The organism is Pseudomonas sp. GW823-FHT04A03 (genome assembly GCF_058796615.1).
Window position 1 is genome coordinate 315,306 of sequence record NZ_JBXAIV010000002.1, and the last position, 19,180, is coordinate 334,485.

Below are 19,180 nucleotides of genomic sequence, written 5' to 3' on the forward strand. Positions count from 1 at the left end.
AGGTGGGCTGAAATCACAGTGTCAAACGGGCCGATCAGGCGACGTCGTCGTACTGCAGACGGAACTGGTTGAGCAGTGCGAACACGCGCAGACCGTTGATGTAATCCGGCGGGAACAGCACGTTCACACGGCTCGGGTCCTGCACGTCGCGCTCGACGATCAGGTGCTCGGCGAACAGCTCGGCGTTTTCCACGTGGCCTTCGAGTTCGAGCTTGGCGTACTGGGCGATCAGCTCACCGCGAATGGTCGCCGGGGTGACGATCGGCTGGCCGGCGCCGAAGCGGGTGCCATCCGAGGCCAGTTTGTGGCGACCGTATTTGCTGGTGATCACGCTTTGCAGACGACGCACGATGAACGCCGACTGGTGCATGGTTTCGCTGTCCAGGTACGAGTTGTCGGCCTGGCCGTAGGCGTTCTTCTGGTAGGTGGTGATCGAGCGCTGGATGCGCACGTAACCGCCTTCGTAGTACGCGGTGGCGATGCCGTAGTTGAGCAGCGACTGACGCTCGGTCAGGGTGAAGCGCTCACTGGCCGGGGCCGGATCGACACCCGGCAGGCTGCCGCTCTGGGTCGGACGGCTGGCGTCGGCGGAAATGAACACGGCGGTGCGCGCAGTCAATGCGGCGGCTTGCACCCAGACCGGTTGCGGAACGCCCTGCTCCAGTGCCTGAATGGTCACGTGCTGGTCGTTGCGCGCCTGACCGGCTGCCACCAGAGTGCCGACGGTGCCGCGCTTGGCGCTGTACACATGACCGAACAGTTGCTTGGCCCACGACCAGCGACCGGTGCTGTCATCCATCACCGCTTGCCAGGTGTTGAGGGTGGCCAGGTCGGACCATGGTAGCGCGATGAATTCGAACGGCTCGTCACCCAGCGCAGCAACCGCTGCCACCTGATCCGGCACGCCGACACCACCGATCATCGGCGTGATCGCGGTGACCAGGCCGGCCGGCGTTTCTTCGCCGTTGCTCTTGCCCAGGCGATTGAATTGCAGACTGATGTCATTACCGCTGTCGCCAGTCCATTTGGCGTTGAGCGTTACGACACCCTCTGCGACGGTCGCGCTCACCGGCAGATCGGCGGTGGCATTGACTTTCTGCGCCAGCGAAGTGGCCGCTTGCGCAGCGGTGGCACCGTTGGCGATGGTGGCCTGTACGCGAACACCGCCGACATACAGGTTGAGCACGCCAGCCTGGGTCGCGGTGCCGGTCAGGGTCACTACGCCTTTGGCGATGGCGCCGGTAGCGTTGTGCAGCGGCAGGCACCAGATCTCGCCGATCGGGTCAGCCTTGCGGAAGGTTTCGTACATGGACGCGAGCATCGAGCCTTGGCCGCCAATGCTCTTGGCCAGCGCCACGCTGGAAACCAGCACCAGTTTGCCGACTTCGCCCGGAGCGATGTCGTCGTTGACCTGCGCCACGATCAGGCGACGCATGGACGAGGTCGCGCTATTGGCGGCCGAGTTGTCCATTTCGGCATAGAACAGCGGTACACGAATGTCCGCAGGGATGTTGCTGAATCCGATCGCCATTATTTGGCTCCCTTTTGTTTAGCTGTTGCGGTTTTGAGGGTGATATCGCCGTCGGCCAGACGCCGGCGCCACCAGGCGCTGTCCAGCACTTCACGGCCTTCCAGTGGCAGCAGGTCGCCTGCTTCCGGGTCCGGCACGGCACGGCCGGCGCCCGGCACTACGGTGATGCGGTTGCTCATGGGGTTACGTCTCCAGAGAAAGTCAGTTCCACGCGCCCGTCAGGGCCCGGGTGTTTCAGGTTGGGGTCGGCCGGGTCGATCGCATCGACCTGCACGGTGACCCCGGTAAAGGACGACAAACCGTCCAGTTCGCGTTCGTGCCAACTCTCCGCAGGCTGACTTGGCAGATTGCGGCCCAGCTGGAACTCGGCAAAAAAGCGCAGCCGGTAGAACGCGCGGCTGCTGTTGATCGAGACCATTTCGCCGCCGTCATAAACGATGGCGCTGTAGCTGGAATCGGGCTTGAACCCCACCAGTGCACGCCACAGTTCGGCGCGCAGGTCGTGCAACAGATCCAGCGCTTTTGTAGCGTCCGTGGCATCAAGCACCAGGACGATTTCGAAGCGGTCGCGGATCGGCTGGCGGGCGGCGTTCTGAGCGGTGCTGGCGCTGGCTTCATCAGCCAGCGGTAAAACATGGGCCGAGGGCATCGGCAGGTTCGGGTCGCCTTGCAGGAGCGCCAGGTCGACACCTGTCGCGATATGGCCGGCAAGGCTTGGGCATTGCGCACGCAGCTGCGTGAGGATCGGGGAGATCTTCATTGGGAGCGTTCCAGGATGTGTGAGTGGCCACAGTGATGCGTGTGGCGGTGAGATCGGGGGGATCAGTCCCTGGCTTTTGCCTCGGGATCCTGGCCGGTCGCTTCGATCAGGCAGCGATAGCTTTCTTCGCGCTTGCCACTGGCGGTGACTTTTTCAATCGACCAGCGACCGCGCATGAAGTCGGGCCAGGTGTCATCGAGCACCAGCAGACCTTCGGCCACCAACAGCGGGTCGCCCGGGCAGGTGACCTTCAGCTTGTATTTCTCGCGCAGCATCTTGCGCACTTCGGCTTCGCCGATGGTTTTGGCTTCTTCTTCGCTGGCCAGTCTCTGGCGAATGACCTTGTAGGGCTCGGAACCGGTAATCACCTCCCGCAGCTTGCCAAGAGCACTGTCCCAAAAGCTGGTCTTGCAACCCTGATTCTGGGTGCGGGCGGTCTCTTCCAGCGTGGCGCTGATGAAGGCGTGTTCGCCCGGCCGATTGTTGTGGGTCACCGACAGCCTGACGTCCGGTATCACCTGGCCCGACAGGTTTTTGAGTTGCGCCGGTTTCGCCAGTACGTAGAGGTCGTTGAACGGCTTGGCCACCGCGTCGTACTTTTTCGCCAGCCGCGTGATGAAGCTCATGTCGGTTTCGTTCGACTGGTCGACATGAGCGATCCTGATCAGCGCCAGTTCGGGATCGACCCGCGGCGAGAAACCGTGCGACTCAACCAGTTGGCTAAACAGCCCGCCAAGTGTTGTGGGGCCATGACTGGCCGTGCGCCGTTCCTTGAATCCGGTTTCGTCCTTGCCGCTGAAAGGGGCTGCGGTTGCGACCAGCGTCAGGCGCAGCGGGAACAGCGTGGGTGTCAGTCGAGTGACCTTGAACTGGCCCTTGTCGACCAGCCTGGATTCCAGATAACCGACCCGCAAACCAATTTTTCCGCCCAGGGTCGGCAAGCCTTCAAGGCCTTCCAGATCGAGCACCAACGTCAGTTGGTCGGATTCCATGCCGGCGGCATCGATGTGCTCCCAACTGATCAGGCGCTGGTTCAGCAAGTCTTTGTTGGCGCCGTAGATTTCGATCGCCGGCGTAAATCCCTGTGCCATGCAGCCTCCTTAATCCCAGGCCAGAACCGGTTTGATTGCAGCCGGTCTGCTGTCGAGCTCCGGCAGCGTCACCCAGACACCTGCCGGCAGGATCGGGCCGTGCTCGGCCAGGGTCGGGTTGAGTGTCCAGAGGGCTTCTTCGGCGCTGTCATCGCTGCGACCGGTTTCGCGGTACAGCAGAAGATTCACCGAATCACCGGCCACGCTTCGTACCTTACGCATTGTTGAACTCCGTCAATACGATCACCCACTTGATCACCATCGCGGTGCCGTCATCGATGACCTCGCTCTGGTTTTCGTCGATGCTGGTGATCCGCCACAAACCCCAGTTGCGGCCAATGCCGTCAATCAACGGCAGCGGCGCTCTCAACGCTTGCAGCGCCCGCAGCTCATCGAGCCGGTCCATCGCCACGGCGTACATCGAGGTGCCGCCGATGGTCAGGGTTTCGGGCTTCTGCCCTATCTGATGGGCTTTGGGCTTGCTGTTGAGGATCTGCAGCTCGGTCCAGCCGCCATCGGACTTTCGCGCCAGCGTGCTGTACGCAAAATTCCGGGACAGGCCAAAGATGAAACTGCCCAGTGCCATTTGTTGTTTCATGTACCGGCTCCGTCAGTCAGGGCTGCATCACGACGCGTCCCGAGTGGGTTAGCGCCCATCAGCAGCGGCATGAATTGGCCATGGAATTGACCGGAAATCTGTTGCTCGATGATCGACTGAATCTGTTGGGCAGTGTCGGGGGCAGGACAATTGACCTGGATCGTCGGAGAGAAGGAAACCTGCTGGTTTTGCGTCTGTGCGCCAGCCAGGTCTTTGGCGACTTCGGCCGGCGGGGCGAGTTTGTCCGGTGCGCTGGACATCAGTTTCTCACCTAAAAACTCCCCTCCTTCAGCGCCCAGCCATCCCCCGACCAGTCCACCAATCAGACCGCCAAGTGCAATGCCCGGCGCCAGCCCCACACTTCCTATGGAGGCGCCGATCGAGCTGCCGGCGACCGCACCGGCCCAGGCGCCACCAGCGGCACCGAGACCTTGCGCGATCTGCTGTTTGTCACCGCTGGCAATACCTGCGGCAACAGCCGAAGCCCCCATCGCCGCCTTCGCCTGCCAAGGCATCCAGCGCGAGGCCGGCTGTACCGATGCGAGCATAGGCTCCAGCCGCGGAGCAGCAACCCTTGCAGTCTGTTCGAGTATTTTCAGACCGTTGCCAGCGCTGGCACTGCGACTGGCCAGAGCCAGGCCCTGAGTTTCAGCCACGGCCGTCGCAGAGGTTGCTGCAGACAAGCCGAGCTTTGAACGACCGGGAAGGTAACTGGCAGCTTTATCAACGATCCATTTGCCTCCCCGGTCTTTCAGCTCACCGACCACCGCATCGGTCACGGCGTCGAACACCGGTTTGATCCAGGCCGTCGCCGTCAGAACAGCACCCGTGGTTTTCGGGTAGGTTTCGGCCAGATCGCTCAGCGTGTCTATCGAATGGCTCTCACCGGGTTTTTCGATATCCGGCGCCAGTGCATTGCCTTTGGCGACCGACAAACGCTCCTCGCGGGCATTCTTGATGTTCCACTGCCCCTGCTGAGTGTTGGCAAGTGCCAGTGCAGACTCTTTCACCGAGCTTTTATCACCCAGCTTCGATGTCGCGTATCGGCTTTTGTCGCTCACCAGGTAAAAGGCTTCGTTCACCTTGCCCAGGTCCTGGGACAGCGACAACGCGGCGTCTCCACTGTCAGCGAACAATGTCCGGGCCAATGTCGAACGCTGCTCCGCCGGTTTGGCATTCAGCGCTGCAAGTACCGATAGAACGGCGCCTTGGGCATTCTGTTTGTCAGGATCCCGCATGGCTTCGGCCACGGCCTTGGGATCCAGGCCCAATTGCTTCCATGCACCCTTCTCGGCAATGGATGCTTGATCGCCCTTGCCCAATGCATTGGAAATGTTCTTCAAAGCATTCCCGGCATCGTCTTTTTTCGCGCCGCTGTTCAGCAGCGCTGCCGACAACGCCGCTGCCTGTTCAGGCTGCAAGCCTGCGCTGACCGCCGCCTCGCCCGACTGTTGCAGAACAGAACCGATATCAGCGGCCTGGACATCTCCGGGCATTTTGCCGAGATGATTGGCCGCATCCGCCAGATCAAGGGCTTGATCGCGCGAGAGTTTCATCGAGGTGCGCCAGACCTTCAACATTTCACCGGCGTCCAGCCCGGTCACCTTGAATGCCGATGCAGTAATGGCAGCATCGCTGGCAAAAGTGAGCAATTCGCGCTTCTTGCCCTCGGCGTTTACCGCTTCGCTACCGATTCCCGCCTTGGCTGCCAGGGTTTCAATCCTGACCAGTTCGACCCCGGTAGTGCCCCCAGCAGCCACCAGCGTGGCACTGGCCATTTTCAGGCTGGTGAGGGCCATTTCTTTCCCGTCATCGCGGGAAAGCTGCGCCACGCTTGCAAGAGTGGCCGCTGCCGAATCCATGGCCATCGCGGCCTTGCGCACCTCGGGGAGGTCAGCGCCTCCCGACAATTTTTCCGGCGTTTTCTGTCCGCCGGAGGACTCACTCTTCGCTCCGGCACTCGCAGCCTGTGGCAACGCACGCAAGGCGGACAGGGTCACGCTCAATGCATCGATTGCCGAAGTCAGCAGCACGATTTTTCCGCTGGCCGTCAGCAGTGCCTGACGCAGGTCGCTGGTCTGATCAACAGCAAATTGCCCGGCACCTGCGAGTGCAGCAGTGCTCAGAGCGATACTGCCGAACCCTGCGCCGGCGCTGTCACCGGCATTCATGAGCGAAATCTTGCTCTCTGCCATGCCGCTCTACTCCTGTTTAACGCCAAGGCGAGTGATCGCTATGTCGTAGCGGCGCAACGCCTTTTCGGCGTCCCACTCCAGAATCTCCGCCTCACTTACCGGGTAAATGAGCGGCACGATATCGAGGATTACTTCGATGTCGCGTTCTGAAAGAAGGCCGCCGGCTGGTTTAAAAAATCGTCGATGCGCACCTGCAGTTGCGTCCAGTCCGGGACGGTCATCAGGGCCAGATCGGGGATCATCAGGCCGGTGCAATGGGCGGTGATGAACTCGGCGCGTTCCTTGGCCGTTTTCAGTTTCTTCATCACTTTGGTAGCACGCAGCGCCGGCATTTCCAGGCTCAGCGAGGTCACGGTGCGGCCGGTGACGGCGAGCGGTTGCAGCAGTTGCATCTGGTCGGGATCGTCGGACTGTTCCGCGTCTTCGACCTGGTCGAGAAAGTACGACGCCGGGCGGGTCGACATCTCGTGCACGTACTGCGCAATGGTCACGTAGTCCGGTCGCTTGAGCTGGTCGAGTTCCTTGACCGACAGCCCGGTGGCCAGCAGCGCCAGTTCGAAGAACTGATCGTCTTCATCGTCGCCGGCGCGTTCCAGCGCTTCTTTCTGGGCGGCGTAGAGCAGCGGCTTGAGCTGGATCGATTCGATCTGCGAGCCGTCGTCACCGGCAATCGGCGACAGCAGGTCATGCTTGGGTGGCATCCACGACATGAAAGGAATTCCTTGGGTGTTCTTGAAGATTCCTGTGGGCAGGAACGCCCACAGGTTTTGTGCCTGATCTGCCGATTGGCTTACGGCATCAGCACCGCACGACGGGCATCACCGAGGATGTCGACGCCGTTGAGCACGAACTTCTGGGTGCGCACGTCGATGTCGATCACCGGAATGCCGTTTTCCAGCCGGTTGTAGGTGCGGCAGGAGAAGTCCAGCGTCGTCACGGCTTTGCCACCCATCTTGATTGCGTCTTCACCCATGGTTTTGAGCTTGCCGCCGATGGTGTGATAGGTGAACCAGGTATTGCCGTCCTGATCCTGACCGGCTTCACGCACGTTCAGCAGAATGTCGTCGCCCAGTTTCACACCCATGGCGAGCAACACCTCTGCGCCCGTGCCCTGCAGTTTGATCTGAGCATTCAGCGGCTTGGCACTCTTGGCCATTTCCTCGACGATGAAGCGCCCGCCCGTCATGTTTTCCATGTCGAAATCGATCTTCGGCGGAGTGAACTCTTCCACGGTCGCCGACAGCGGCAAACCTTGCAGAGTGGCCGCGATGGCCTGTCTTACGCGGTTGGTAAACATTAGAGAACGTCCTCCAGGAACTGCTCGATGATTTCATCGCGGGCGTTGAGTTGATAAACCATATGTTCGTTCGGCGCGTAGCGGCCGTAGTCGATGACCACGTACCAAGTGCCGTTCTTGTACTTCTCGACGCTGTTGAGTTCCGGGTGCAGGTACACGCTGCCGCCGGGAATGGTTTCGTCGGCGACCAGGGTTTGCAGCCAGTCGTTGATGCGTTTGACTTCCTGATCCATGAACGACTTGGTCAGGTTTTTCGCCATGGCTTTCTGGCCGGCCTTCACCAGCTTGCGGCTGATGGCGTCCTCAAGACCGACGTAACTGATGAACTTGCCGGTGATCGAGCGGTTGCCCAGCAGCGAGAAGCCGCCAAGGATGGTGCGAGCGTAGTAGCTGACGCCGTAGCGGTTGAGCAGATCGCCTTCGGTGGAGGTGTCGAGGATGTTGTATTCAACGACGCGGGACACGTCCTCGGCGTAGGTGACCTGGTTGCCCGGGCTTTCCCATTGCTTGACCTTGGCCAGCGCGGCAATCGCCAGACTGGATGGCGCGAGGAACACGTTTTTCTTCGCGGCTTTCGAGTACACGGCCGGCATGTTGTGCACCACCAGGCAACGGTCGAAACCGAGGTCGGCACCGCCCAGTTCCTGGCTGTACAGCACCTGATCGGCGACCGAGACGTCCTTGCCGTCCAGCACCACCCGGGCCTTGATGCGCTTGCCGAACGAGGCGAACTCGCTGGCCACCGCTTTGGTGCCGGTGAAGCCCGGCGCGCCGATGATGGTCAGGTCTTCCGGGACGCTGCCCAGTGCCGCCAGACCGAGCTTGCGGCCGGTGGCTGGCTCGACGCCGCCGATCACTGCGTTGACGGTGTCGGTCGGGGTTGCGCCCGCTTCGACGATCACCACGTATACCGGCACCTTGACCACTTTGAGGATCTGGTAAACGGCGTGGTACAGGGTGCCCTCTTCCGAGCCGGTCGGATCGAGCAGCGCGTGGGTGGTGAAGCTGTTGATGCGAAACGGTGCGTTGCGCGGAATCAGCGGATCGGCCTTCGGCGCGGTGCCGACCAGACCGATGACGTTGTCGCCCAGGCCACCCATGGCCTCGGGGGATTCGGTGGCATTGACGGTAATGCCGTTGTGCTCGAAGTTCAGAACCTCAGCCATAGTCAGTCAGCCTTCTTGGCAGCGGCCTTCACGGCCTTGGTGGTAGGTGTTTTCAGCTCCAGTCGACCGGCGCTGTGCAGGGCACTGGCCTCGACATCGAGCAGATCGAGTTCCTGGCCGACGCTCGACCAGTGCCCACCGCCGGTGGGGAATGGAACGAGCACGGTGTAGGTTTGGCGGATTGCCATTTTTCGTTTCTCCATAAACGGGAAAGCCCCTCGGTTTAAGAGAGGGGCTCTATTGCTGATCGGCGGACAAGAAAACGCCCCGACGGTGCGGGGCGTTTTTATTGAGGCAGGCTGGCGAGCCACGACGGTGCTGGCGGCCGGTGTTCGCTCAGGGGCAACTCACCGCCCACTGGCCAGATACGCAGCGTGCGACGATAGGTTTGCAGCTCGAGGTATTGCGCCGGAGTCAGCAGAGTAGGCCAGCGCTCCACCTCGTCACGGTACTGGTCAACGACCCGATCAGTGACTGTAAGCTGCTGGGTGCGCCACACACGTTCATAATACTCGAGCTCCTCAGGGGTCGGTCCCGGCCGGTCAGCCAGCACCGGATAGCCTTGATCGTTCATGACAATAATCTTGCCCATGGACAGTCCATTCAAGAGCTCCGTCCGGTACTCACTTGAGATCTCAACGACATCGCCGGGCATTTCCGTGTTAATGGAAGGATCGTAAAAACCGCCAGTGGAGGGTGAATAAAACATAAGGTTCTTCCTTGTTTGATGGACAACGACTTTCAACCCACCCTCTTGGATGGGTTGATATGAAAACGCCCCGTTGAGCGGGGCGTTTATTGAAGGGTTGGGTCTGATGTGCCTGGCGGGGAATCCGGCCAGCCATCCTTGAGCATTTCATCGGTGTAGGTGCCGGCCTCAAGTGCTTCCAGCAGGATCAGTTCACGGTCGAAGCAAGCCTGCACATGAGCCCGGACAGCCTTGGCAATGGCGAGAATCTGTTCGGCGCCTACTTCGATAAAACCGTTAAGGGTTTTAAAGTTGCAACGGTACTGCGGGTCTAGAAGCGCGGAGAGACCTGTGCTTGCGATCAAGGCCTGACTCTCACGAGTGGTTTCGATGCGCAATCCTTCTACGGCAATACCTGATGCTTCCCGGGTGAAACGCTCAGCCGCAAACAGGGCCGCATAATCGGGTTCGATGTGAGGGAAAGGTAACTTGACCACGTCACCGTCAACCAACTTCCAGACACCGTCCCTCTCTGTTCTGGTCGCCAGAAACACCGCGTCACTGAGTTCAATTGCCTGCTCAGGAATAACGCTATGAATATCGGAGTCATACCGACCGGTCAGGTCTCCGTGCTCATCAAATGTTGCGAATTTCATATATAGCCTCGTCACTCCGTTGTATTAGCGACCCACTGCAAAGTAGTAAAACTGTGCAGATGCCTGACCCAGGTTACGAATGGTCACGTTCGCTTTACTGATCCCTTTGATTTGCCCGATGTAGGTCGATCCGACGGGAGCGTCTACGGCCGTATTGGGATAAGTGATGAAAACCGATGGGTTGACCAGCGGGTAGGCAACCGGAAAGGCTTGTAAGTAGTTGGCTCCGGATGCGATGGCGTTCGTCATGCCCCACTGGAGGATCAAGCCCCCGAGCCAGGTTGGGAATACGACATAGCTGCCGCTCATGTCGCCGGAAACACTGATGGAGAAACCCCATCGCATTTTTTTCGGGCTCACGAAGGTTTTGTCGTCAGCACCTGCATCGGCCTGTGCCTGGGTCGCCACCTTCGCGGTGCCTTGGTTGAGTTCGGTAGCCTGCTGCGCCAGGTCGGACAACGCGGCGACATCAATACTTCCCTGATTGACCGGGGCGTTCCAGGCTTTGATGCACCACATGACGGCGAGGTTGCGAGGACGAGTGACCCCTAAAGCACCAGCACTTACAGGACCCGCGCCCGTCGTGAAAACAGCGTTACTTACGGAATAGTCCGACGTCGAATGAACATCGAGACCATGGGCCTGAGCGATACCTGCGTTAGACGCCGTGTTATGCCACAAGCCGGAAACGGCGAGGCTATCGTTAGAAGGGTCAAAGGATTGCAAACTGCCTTTTTGCCAACTTCCCATCGCCCGTCCAGCATCTACCCCACGCCCATGGTCCCAGCCACGCAGAAACTCGCCGCGCGACTCAGGCAAGCGGAAATTACCCGCTCCCTCATCGCCTTTGTTATAGGTGGTCCCAAGATAAGCGGCCAGATCCGGATAGGTCGCAATGCTCTGCAGACTGCCGTCCAGCTCCAGATAACCGACAGGAACGACACCCGTTGGAAACGACAGAACAGCGCCGACCGGAACGGAGGATTTGAGCTGTGCGACTTCATTGGCAAGTGCGGCGACGTCGATGTTTCCCTGATTGATCGGCGCGTTCCAAGCCTTGATGCACCACATGACTGCAATGCTGCGCGGACGGGTTTCCGAACCGCCAGTGGCAGTCGTCTGTGGTGTTCCGTTGCTGTCGGAGCGGTTGCCACGAGCGACCTTGTCCTGGCCAAATCCGCTCGGATTGGCAGGCGCGTCAACTTGGTGAACGTGAGACTTCAGCTCATCAGGTGCCCAACTGCCAATCGCCCGACCCGGGTCTACACCACGACCATGATCCCAGCCCCGCAGGAACTCGCCGCGAGACTCCGGCAAGCGGAAATTGCCGGTGCCCTCATCACCCTTGTTGAATTTCGTACCGAGATACGCCGCCAGATCCGGGTAGGTCGACATGCTTTGCATGCTGCCATCCAGCTCAAGAAAGCCGGGAGGCACGATTCCCGTTGGAAACGCCATGACGGCACCCACCGGAACGGCAGATCCCAGTCGGGAAACCTCCTTGACCAGTGCCGCTACGTCGATGTTTCCCTGATTGATCGGAGCGTTCCAGGCTTTGATGCACCACATGACGGCGATGTTGCGGGGACGGGTTTCAGAGCCACCGACAAACCCGGTCACATTACCGCCATCGGTCACTGCATATTGCCCTGAACCCGCTACAGTCCCGACCGCAATATTCGAAATGCCCTTTGAGTTGTCGGGAATATGGGTATGGCTGTGGGAGCCGAAGAGGTCACTCTGCAAGGTGCCTATCGCCCGGCCCGGGTCAACTCCGCGGCCATGATCCCAACCCCGCAAGAATTCCCCACGCGCCTCCGGCAAACGGAAATTCCCGACGCCCTCATCCCCCTTGTTGAACTTGCCACCCAGATAGGCGCTCAAGTCCGGGTAGGTCGCGCTGCTCTTGACGCTGTTGTCCAGCTCCAGGAAACCCGGCGGTGGCGAGTCAACCGGGAACGCAACAATCGACCCCACCGGCAACGCCGATGCCTTGGCAATCAGCGCCTCGACTTCAGCCTTGGTGTACGAATCCTTGATGCCAAACCCGGACAACGTGTCGGGATTCGACCCGGCCGTCGCACGGCCATATTCGTCGACGCTCAGACTCTTGTAAGTACCGGCAGCAATCCCGGTACGCCCTGCCAGCATCTTGAATGTCAGCGCAGTGGTGCCGAGGGTGATCGGCGCATTGGTGGTCAGGTGCCACAGCGAATCACCGTTGAGCGTGCCCTCCTCCACCATCACCGTCAGGCCCGGTGTGACCTTGGCGCTGACGTTGGCATCGTTGGCCCGAACCCAGTCACCATTAGCGACGATCCAAAGACCGTTGTCCTTGGCCAGGGTCTGGTTCGGCAGCAGCACGCGATCACCGGAAATCACGGCAACGCCGTCAATCTGCTGCGCTCCGTTCAACACCAAGTTGGCGGTGGCGGCGACGCGAACCGATTGTTTGCCGTCGAGTTTGCCGAGTTCTTCGGCGAGGTAGCTCATGACCCAGGCGCGAGTGGCCTTGACCACCGTGTCATCGATCAGCAGCGTCACCAGCGAGGCATTGCTGGTCTCGAAAATCGAGCGGATGTAGAACTCTTTGCCCGAGCCGGACGTGGCCAGCACCGGCTTGAACGACTCCGGGTATTTGACGATGGCGTAGAGAATCCCGGTGTCGGTCCACAGTCCGGCTTCACGCACATACCAGCCGCCGACGTCCGGCGGGATGGTGACTTCGGCGAGCAGCCAGCTCGGGTTTTTCTCGTCCTGGAACAACGCGTTGAGCGGACCACGCCAGACTTCGCGCTTCAGCGCGGTAGCCGTCGCGGCCGGGTTGTAAACCGAGCCATTGCCATCGCCGACGGAAATCTGCGTCAGCTTGATCGGCACGCCCGCCGCCTTGCAGGCGGTTTCGTAGGCAATCCCTGCGTTGGTGAGCAGGGTGTAGTAGTCAGCCATTCAGGCCCCCTGAGGATAAATAATGGATGTTTCGACGGTGTACAGCGCCGCCGCCATGAAGGCCTCGCCGGATGTCTCGAGCCCTTCGAGGAACACCGGATAAACCGTGGTCAGCTCACCGCAAAAGGTCGCGGCGCCGATGACGTGACTGCCGAAGGCGCTGAGGCCGACCGACACCGACAGCACGTCCCGTTCGCTCTTGGCATCGGCCAGGCGTCGGTCGAGACGGGCGTCAATGGCTTCGCTGTAGGGTTGTTCGGTGAAGGCCCGCACGGAAAAACTGTAGGGCGCGCCGGGCGGTGTCTGTTCATACCAGGCGCGGATTTCCGGCCTGAGTTGCAAACCCTTGGCGGCGTTCTCCAGTGCCTTGCGAGTGCCGGCCTGGCGCGCGGTGGGCCAGGCCAGTTCGACGGTCAGGCGCTTTTCCGCTTCCGGTGCGTCGGTGCTCCATTCGGCCACCCCGCGATCCGCTGCGAGATACGGCAGGAACGCGACGGGTGTGGAGGCCGGATTCATCAGTTCGGGAAACGGCGGTGCGATGCGGTCAAGCAACGCGCCAAAGCCGATGTCGAGTGCCCGTTCCAGCGCCGAGCTGTTGGCCGGCAGCAGAGTCGGACGCGGTGTCTGATCCGTCATAGTGTCTGCACCTCGACTTTAACTTCGGTGCAGTACGGTGCTTGAAATGCGCTGCAGACGATCGGCGTCAGCGGTTCAAGAATCTGCAATTGCACGGCGCCGGCGCTGTGCAGCGTGTAGTCGATCCAGCTCGGGTCGACCCGGCCTTCCAGGCGATGGCAGCTGTCGGCGTAGGCCTGCAAATGCTGTTGCGCGGCGACTTTGGTCAGGCCCGAATCGGGGCCGGAATTGATCTTTGCCACGACGCGGATTCTGTAGCGCTGAATCTCGGCGCCTTTGACCGTGACCTTGTCGGTTTCCGGACAGACGTCGGGCCGGGAAAAGTGTTGGCGCACGCCTTCAAGCAAGGTCGGGGACGGCGTACCGTCGCCCTCGCGGGCAAGCACGGTGACTTGCACTTCGCCAGGCGCCGTGCGGCGACCGTTGCCGTCCTTGACCTGCGCGGCGAGACCGTCCCGGGCGAAGGAATAAGTGACGTTCACGACACCGGCATCGGTGGATTCGACTTTCACCACCGGCCGTTCGCCGAGGGTGAACACCTCGCGGCGATACTGCATCCGCGAACCCGCTGCCGGTGCATGGGGTGCCAGGTAATAGCGCAGCCGGGCGTCATCGTCGCTTTCGTAAATTGCTGACACCGGCGGGAATGCCGCCGGATCGCCCGGATCGAGCAACTGCCGCTCCAGGCCCATGTCCGCCAGCCGCGCATCAAGGTTGCTGCCCGTGGCCCACCACGCCAGCATCTGCTTGATCCGGGCGTTGTATTTGCGTTCATGGGTTTGCAACCGAACGCAGAAAGCCTCAAGCGCCAGGGTCAGCAGTTCGCTTTCGTTTTCCAGGCTGGCCTTGAGTTTGGCCGCACTCTGCGGCGAGCGCGCGCCAACGTACTCGACCACGAACGTCTTGAACTCGGCGAGCAAGTCTTCGAAAACGTCGACGGTGATCAGCGACGGTTCGGCCAACTGGTTCTGGCCAGGGATCAACATGCTCATGTCACGACCTCGAAAGTCTGTTGGCGGTTTTTCCAGGTGCCGGCAAATCGCAGCAGCAAACCCGCGCCCTGTCGGGTGGCGACGATCACGCCGGGCTGAAAATCGCTGATGCCGTTTTGCGGGTTGTAGAACGCCTGGGCTGCGTGACTCTGGGCAAGCAACAGGACGTCGTCGCCCAGGTTTTGCCCCAGCAGCGTGGGGATCAACGAACCATAAAGGGGCCTTTTTTGCCGGGTGCCCAGCGGCGTGGTCAGGGCCCGTGTCGCGCGCTGCACGAACTGCAGCCAGTCGTCGACCGTGGCCCCGCTGTCTCTATCGATTCCGATCATGGAAGGCTCTTGATTCAGGGGCTGATGACGCGACCCTGGTGATCCACCAACGGGCCGCTGAAGTGCACGCCCGAGGCGTCGATGGTCAGGCCGACGGCGCCCAGTTGCAGGTTGATCAACTGGGGCGTCATCGCCAGCCGCGCCGGGCCGATGCTCAGTTCAAGCGACTCGCGAGAACCGTTGAAGGCGGCCGGCCCGTTCTGCCAGTGCAGGGTGTGCGTGGCGTCGTCGTAGCCGCTTTCACTGCCGTCCTGATGAACCCGTCGCGTCAGCGTCGGCACGGTGGAGGTCGGAGGAAAACGGTCACTGTTCAGACCGAACAGCGCCACGCTTTGCGCGCCGCTTTCGCCACTGCCGTAGTTGAACAGCAGACACTGCTCGCCCACCGTCGGGATCCGCGATTCGCTCTGTGCACCGGCGCTGGGGTTGAAGAACTTGATGGCCGGCGTCAGCAGACCACCGTGGCTGACTCGGCAAGTATTGCTGCCCGCATCAACCTCCTGACAGATGCCGATGCGGCAATAACTCTCGCCGCGCCGATGCAAGTCTTCGATCTCCGCTTCCATCTCCGCCAGGCGTTCGATGATCGGGCCCAAGTGCATTCGCAGTAATGCGTCGAACATCGATCAGGCCTCCAGCGCGGTGTATTGGTCGGGATCGTCGATGTCGACGACTTCCCAGGTGCGGGCGAATTTCGGTGTACCGAGCGGGTCATCCAGCAGGGTCGGGCCCAGGTAGAGGGTCTGGTTGAACGACAGGGTCCAGGCTTTGCTCGGCTGATCGGCGCGGATGAGCACTGACGGCAATCCATCAATGTTCATCGGCAGATCGCATTGCTCGCCGGGCAAACCCCAGCGGTTGTCGGTGACCAGATTCTTCAGGGCGGCAATGAGATCGCACGCGGCAAACGCCGTAGCGGAAACCGCTGGAATGACCTGCAGCGACAACGTCAGTACATGAGCGATGCGCCCGTTGGCGGCACGCTCTCCCGGTGCATTGCGTTCGATGTCGATCAACACCCAGGCCTTGTCGCCGGGTGCAGTGAAGTCATCGTGTCTGCCAACCTGCACATTCAGGTCGGCGTTATTGCGCAAAGCGGTCGCCATTGCCGTGAACAGCTGCGACGGCTGCAAGACCAGTGCAGGCATGCATGACCTCCTTTTCGAATGTCCACGCGCAGTCCCGCCACACGGCGTGCAGCGAGACAGGAAAGTGAAAGGGTTATTGCGGGTCGCGCGGCGGAACTTCGCAGACGCCGATGCGCTTGGCAGCCCAGCGTTCGTAAAGGCCGATGGCGACGTCGGCACCGGCCATTGCAGTGAGGCAACCAAATGCCCCGGCGGCCCAGATCGACATGCCGGCGGCGTACAGCAGCATGATTGCCGACACGCCGCAGATCATGCAGGCACCGGAGCGCAAGGCAAGCCGCCGCAGCAGCGGCCAGCCGCGGGCGCCCTCCTTGTCGGCGCGCCACATTTCGCCGGACACCCCGCCCGCCACGGCAAGGAGGATGACCAGCCAGATTGGCATGTCCAGCAACGCTTGTTGCTCGTTTGTCATGTCACGCCTCCTGAAAGCGTTGATGAATGAAGAGAAAGTGAAGAGGCGACACCGGACGGGTATCGCCTCTGACGCGGGGAAGAACAGCGACAGATTCCGCGCATTCAGCAGTTACAGGCGCTCGACAATGACGTTGTCGATGAAGGCGTAGTTGGCGTATGGGTTCTGCTCGTTGGAAAACGCCAGAGTCGTCTGCGCGGTAATCGCGGTGAACTCGTAAGTGACGGTGCTCCACTCGACCGCGACGCCTTTGGCTGTCGGTGTGTTGAACGTAGCGGTCTGCCCGGCCACTTTCACCTGAATGACACCGTCGCCGGAGCGGCTGGCGTAACGCGAGTTGCCCGCGCTGAAGGTCAATCGGTATCGGGCGCCCGGGGTGGTGGCGAAATTTTGCTGAATCCCGCCACCATTGCCGTAAACGTAGTTGGCCAGGTCAACGATCATCACGCCATCTGCTGCTACCGAACCGCCGATGGCATTGGGCATGTTGAAGTATTCGGCACCGGACAGGAACGTCGTCCAGCCTGTAATGGCATTGGTTTTTGCCGGAGTGTCCAGAATGCAGCCACCACCGCATGTCGATTGTTCAAAGCTGCCGTTCACCAGGAGGTTGGCGGCAATTGCGCTGCCGCCATTGCCCAGCAGTGCAACAGCGAGAAACGGAGCTACGTATTTCTTGAGAATGTTCATGTCTTTACCTATGAGGAGATTGATCAGGTTGTGCTGACGATGCAGCACGCATGTCGCTCACAGGCGATCGCTCGGGGCTCGCGGCCTTCACGTGATTCAACGTTCCGCAGCGGGAACATTTGATCTGGAGTTCTGTGTACTCGCCCATCCGGGCGAGCAGTCGTTTGCAATGGCCGCAGCGGCACTCTTTCAACATCGACAAATCCTTTTGATTCTCTGCCTGGCCTTGCTCATGCCGCGAAACCTTGTTGAAGCGCCTGCCTGAGGCAGGCATTTCAGAACGCCCGGCGCGGAGGCCGGGCTTTTCGGTCATACAGACCAGAACAATCGGGTCGTCGAATCAAACCAGCGAAAAAGGCTCTGTCGGCCAAATCATGGTGTACGGGTAACCCGGTTGATTCTTGTAATCGCACACGGCGATGACGTATTGCTTGTAAGCCAGCAACACCGCTTCTTCCTCTGGCGTTGCAATGCCCAAATCCTGCTTGTAATCCAGCGGGTTGAACGTCAGCCAGCCTTTGGCATTCGATAGCTTCTCAGTTGCGAGGAACTTGACCTGACTTGCCACCTCTTCGAAAGTGGGTGCATGCAACTCCCACTGGTTGTTGACCAGTCTGGCATTCCATCCGACCACAACTTCCGTGTTTCCTGTGGCATCCACCCATTCCCCCCACAATCCGTCAGGAGGATTGAGCGGCTTCCCTTCCTCGGTATCAAGCACCCGATAAACCTTGGAACTGGGCATCGAGATAAAGACGTATCGATTCATGCTTATCATCCTTTTTTGATTGCCGGGATCCCGGCCTTCTGTTCCTGCCAAAAAGGCATTCCAAAAAGCCCGGCAGCTCGCCGGGCTTTTCAGCAATGCGCTCCTTCGCCTTCCTTCGATCCTGTGTACGTGAAGGAAGCTGACTTTTCGGCGCTACTGGCGCGGTACGAGTCTGTTCAGATTGTTTTTCCGACCGCGGTCCCTGCCCGCCGGATAACTGCTTCTGGTGCTTTACGCTGCACACCCGGGTCAGTTGCCAACCCTCTGAACCGTTAAGGCCGGTTCATCGCTGCCTGTTCTTGTGGAACTAAAGAGCCGTTGTTGCCAGCCGCTTTGTCGAGCGGCTTGGTGGCAAGAATATGCATGAATGCATATACAGTCAATGCATAAATGCATTTATTTATGCGCAAGAAATGCGCGGATGCATGAAAGCCCCGCCATTCAAGGGTCAGACGGTTTTGCGCAGGCGAAAAAAAACCCGCCGAAGCGGGTTTTGTCTGAAGGAGATCAGATTATCGAGCGTACATGCCCCACCAGAAAACGTGACCGAGGATGACGATCTGCTCTTCCTGCATATCCTGGAAGCTGTAGTCCTCGTCGGGATGCTCGTCGCGGTTGAAGCTGCGCAGACGGATGCCCGTCGGCAGGCGATAAAGCTGTTTCACCCGCAACTGGCCATTGTGATTGATCGCATAAAGGTCGCCGTCAATGATGTCGCCGATCCCGCACTTGCCCGCGTTGACGCCAACCGTGGCGCCGTCACGCAAGACCGGCAACATGCTGTTGCCCCGCACGGTCACGCATTTGGCCTGGTCGAACTGCACGCCATTATGGCGCAGGCTGCGCTTGCCGAAGCGCAGGCTGGAGCGTTCGCTCTCTTCAATGACGAATCTTCCTGATCCAGCAGCCAATTCAACCTCACGAAGAAAGGGCACCGACACCTCGTCATCATCGACGGGAGTGTCGTCGTCCCACAGGCTTATGTCCTTGAGTTCGGAATGCAACTCCTCGCGCCCGCCACCGACGAGCGGCGCAACGTCCGCGCGCCCGCGCAGTTGATCGGTACTCACGGCGAAGTACTCGGCAATCTTCGAGATGTGCTTATCCGAAGGATCGACGATCTTCCCGCTGAGAATCCGCGAGAGAGTGGATTGAGGCACGCCGGTGCGACGGTGAAGCTCCGTGGGGGAGATCCCGTGCTGATCGAGCAGTGCTCTTAAGACGGAGGATACGTTGCGTTTTTGCATAACGCGCATAGTGCTTGAAGTTTTTC

24 protein-coding genes are annotated in these 19,180 nt (G+C 60.3%); all 24 read right to left on the reverse strand.

Annotated elements, in window-relative coordinates:
* Positions 1-34: 34 nt before the first annotated feature.
* The 24 genes from AC1Q9F_RS07380 to AC1Q9F_RS07495 all read right to left on the reverse strand — a co-directional run bounded on the left by AC1Q9F_RS07380 (position 35) and on the right by AC1Q9F_RS07495 (position 19,154).
* Positions 35-1,531, reverse strand: coding sequence for a phage tail sheath subtilisin-like domain-containing protein (locus AC1Q9F_RS07380; RefSeq protein ID WP_085748141.1), 1,497 nt, complete (start codon positions 1,529-1,531; stop codon positions 35-37).
* A complete protein-coding gene (locus AC1Q9F_RS07385) occupies positions 1,531-1,710 on the reverse strand; it encodes a DUF2635 domain-containing protein (protein WP_492619653.1) in 180 nt (59 codons plus the stop codon). Before AC1Q9F_RS07385 ends, AC1Q9F_RS07380 begins: the two co-directional genes overlap by 1 nt.
* Positions 1,707-2,291, reverse strand: coding sequence for a phage tail terminator protein (locus tag AC1Q9F_RS07390; RefSeq protein WP_492619652.1), 585 nt, complete (start codon positions 2,289-2,291; stop codon positions 1,707-1,709). The genes AC1Q9F_RS07385 and AC1Q9F_RS07390 overlap by 4 nt, the downstream gene beginning before the upstream one ends.
* A 62-nt stretch (positions 2,292-2,353) precedes the next feature.
* Positions 2,354-3,382, reverse strand: coding sequence for a phage late control D family protein (locus tag AC1Q9F_RS07395; protein ID WP_492619651.1), 1,029 nt, complete (start codon positions 3,380-3,382; stop codon positions 2,354-2,356).
* A 9-nt stretch (positions 3,383-3,391) separates the two neighbouring features.
* Entirely contained in the window at positions 3,392-3,604 is a 213-nt protein-coding gene (locus AC1Q9F_RS07400) for a tail protein X (RefSeq protein ID WP_085605268.1), read from the reverse strand.
* A complete protein-coding gene (locus tag AC1Q9F_RS07405; protein WP_179692481.1) occupies positions 3,597-3,980 on the reverse strand; it encodes a phage tail protein in 384 nt (127 codons plus the stop codon). Before AC1Q9F_RS07405 ends, AC1Q9F_RS07400 begins: the two co-directional genes overlap by 8 nt.
* The gene (locus AC1Q9F_RS07410) at positions 3,977-5,980 is read right to left on the reverse strand and encodes a phage tail tape measure protein (protein WP_492619650.1); all 2,004 of its coding nucleotides are present in this window, start codon (positions 5,978-5,980) and stop codon (positions 3,977-3,979) included. The genes AC1Q9F_RS07405 and AC1Q9F_RS07410 overlap by 4 nt, the downstream gene beginning before the upstream one ends.
* A gap of 323 nt (positions 5,981-6,303) precedes the next feature.
* The gene (locus AC1Q9F_RS07415; RefSeq protein WP_492619649.1) at positions 6,304-6,885 is read right to left on the reverse strand and encodes a phage tail assembly protein; all 582 of its coding nucleotides are present in this window, start codon (positions 6,883-6,885) and stop codon (positions 6,304-6,306) included.
* A gap of 80 nt (positions 6,886-6,965) precedes the next feature.
* The gene (locus tag AC1Q9F_RS07420) at positions 6,966-7,472 is read right to left on the reverse strand and encodes a phage major tail tube protein (protein ID WP_492619648.1); all 507 of its coding nucleotides are present in this window, start codon (positions 7,470-7,472) and stop codon (positions 6,966-6,968) included.
* Entirely contained in the window at positions 7,472-8,638 is a 1,167-nt protein-coding gene (locus AC1Q9F_RS07425) for a phage tail sheath protein (RefSeq protein WP_207985187.1), read from the reverse strand. The genes AC1Q9F_RS07420 and AC1Q9F_RS07425 overlap by 1 nt, the downstream gene beginning before the upstream one ends.
* Positions 8,639-8,640: 2 nt before the next feature.
* Positions 8,641-8,826 (reverse strand): hypothetical protein, encoded by a 186-nt coding sequence (locus tag AC1Q9F_RS07430; protein ID WP_207985186.1) that lies wholly within the window; start codon positions 8,824-8,826, stop codon positions 8,641-8,643.
* 98 nt (positions 8,827-8,924) lie between these two features.
* A complete protein-coding gene (locus tag AC1Q9F_RS07435) occupies positions 8,925-9,347 on the reverse strand; it encodes a phage tail protein (protein ID WP_207985185.1) in 423 nt (140 codons plus the stop codon).
* 86 nt (positions 9,348-9,433) lie between these two features.
* Positions 9,434-9,982, reverse strand: a complete 549-nt coding sequence (locus tag AC1Q9F_RS07440; protein ID WP_207985184.1) for a DUF4376 domain-containing protein — start codon at positions 9,980-9,982, stop codon at positions 9,434-9,436.
* 24 nt (positions 9,983-10,006) lie between these two features.
* Positions 10,007-12,931, reverse strand: a complete 2,925-nt coding sequence (locus tag AC1Q9F_RS07445; protein WP_492619647.1) for a tail fiber protein — start codon at positions 12,929-12,931, stop codon at positions 10,007-10,009.
* Positions 12,932-13,567 carry a phage tail protein I gene (locus AC1Q9F_RS07450; protein ID WP_492619646.1) on the reverse strand — a complete coding sequence of 212 codons (636 nt, stop codon included), beginning with the start codon at positions 13,565-13,567 and terminating at the stop codon, positions 12,932-12,934.
* Positions 13,564-14,559, reverse strand: a complete 996-nt coding sequence (locus AC1Q9F_RS07455; protein WP_492619645.1) for a baseplate J/gp47 family protein — start codon at positions 14,557-14,559, stop codon at positions 13,564-13,566. The genes AC1Q9F_RS07450 and AC1Q9F_RS07455 overlap by 4 nt, the downstream gene beginning before the upstream one ends.
* A complete protein-coding gene (locus tag AC1Q9F_RS07460) occupies positions 14,556-14,888 on the reverse strand; it encodes a phage baseplate protein (protein ID WP_179692488.1) in 333 nt (110 codons plus the stop codon). The genes AC1Q9F_RS07455 and AC1Q9F_RS07460 overlap by 4 nt, the downstream gene beginning before the upstream one ends.
* 14 nt (positions 14,889-14,902) lie before the next feature.
* Positions 14,903-15,511, reverse strand: a complete 609-nt coding sequence (locus AC1Q9F_RS07465; protein ID WP_492619644.1) for a phage baseplate assembly protein V — start codon at positions 15,509-15,511, stop codon at positions 14,903-14,905.
* A 3-nt stretch (positions 15,512-15,514) separates the two neighbouring features.
* Positions 15,515-16,036: a hypothetical protein gene (locus AC1Q9F_RS07470; protein ID WP_492619643.1), complete on the reverse strand. Its 522-nt coding sequence runs from the start codon at positions 16,034-16,036 to the stop codon at positions 15,515-15,517.
* 73 nt (positions 16,037-16,109) lie between these two features.
* Positions 16,110-16,448 (reverse strand): phage holin family protein, encoded by a 339-nt coding sequence (locus AC1Q9F_RS07475; RefSeq protein ID WP_007954843.1) that lies wholly within the window; start codon positions 16,446-16,448, stop codon positions 16,110-16,112.
* 111 nt (positions 16,449-16,559) lie between these two features.
* The gene (locus AC1Q9F_RS07480; RefSeq protein ID WP_207985179.1) at positions 16,560-17,138 is read right to left on the reverse strand and encodes a DUF642 domain-containing protein; all 579 of its coding nucleotides are present in this window, start codon (positions 17,136-17,138) and stop codon (positions 16,560-16,562) included.
* A 4-nt stretch (positions 17,139-17,142) separates the two neighbouring features.
* Positions 17,143-17,334 carry a Com family DNA-binding transcriptional regulator gene (locus AC1Q9F_RS07485; protein ID WP_081493567.1) on the reverse strand — a complete coding sequence of 64 codons (192 nt, stop codon included), beginning with the start codon at positions 17,332-17,334 and terminating at the stop codon, positions 17,143-17,145.
* 144 nt (positions 17,335-17,478) lie between these two features.
* Positions 17,479-17,907, reverse strand: a complete 429-nt coding sequence (locus AC1Q9F_RS07490; protein ID WP_007954841.1) for a tail fiber assembly protein — start codon at positions 17,905-17,907, stop codon at positions 17,479-17,481.
* 512 nt (positions 17,908-18,419) lie between these two features.
* Complete coding sequence (locus AC1Q9F_RS07495; RefSeq protein ID WP_207986179.1) at positions 18,420-19,154, reverse strand: LexA family transcriptional regulator; 735 nt, start codon at positions 19,152-19,154, stop codon at positions 18,420-18,422.
* Positions 19,155-19,180: the final 26 nt, after the last annotated feature.